This window comes from Oleiphilus sp. HI0043 (genome assembly GCF_001634935.1).
This window is the reverse complement of the sequence record NZ_LWEY01000515.1, coordinates 1-591: the sequence shown is the minus strand read 5'-3', so window position 1 is coordinate 591 and position 591 is coordinate 1. Positions and strand designations below refer to the sequence as shown.

Sequence of the window (591 nt, the reverse complement as noted above, 5' to 3'; positions counted from 1 at the left end):
AAGCAGAGTATGCAAAACGAACAATGGGCGACTTCCTTGAAACCGTTCACCCTCAAATGCGCTTGGTCACCCGGCTCAATGTGACAGTATGGGTATTGAATTCCCTCCTGTTATTCTCGATCTCATCTCTTTCAATCTGGCTTTGGATAAACGAAACCATTTCGACTGGAGCCATAGCTGTTGCGATTGCGCTAGCACTCAGGCTCAATGGCATGTCCCAATGGATTATGTGGGAAGTGTCCAGCCTGTTCGAGAATATCGGTTCAGTACAAGACGGTATCAGCACACTTTCAAAAGAACGAGCCGTGCTTGACTCAGACAATGCCAAAGCGCTTGAACTAAGCGATGGTAATATTGATTTTCAGAGGATTTCGTTTGAATACGAATCTGGCCGTCCGGTTATCAGCGAGCTTGATTTGCATATAAAAGCTGGCGAAAAAATTGGTCTGGTTGGCCGCTCAGGTGCTGGAAAGTCAACTCTGGTAAACCTCTTACTTAGATTCTACGACCTTTCTTCGGGCAACATCAGAATTGACGGGCAAGCTATTGCTGACATTAAACAAGAGAGCCTGCGCGAGCATATCGGCATGG

General features: G+C 46.5%; 1 protein-coding gene. It reads left to right on the top strand.

What is annotated here, in order from left to right; translation table 11 throughout:
• The coding region (locus tag A3729_RS06395) for an ABC transporter ATP-binding protein (RefSeq protein WP_156497741.1) at positions 1–591 on the top strand (591 nt) is incomplete at both ends.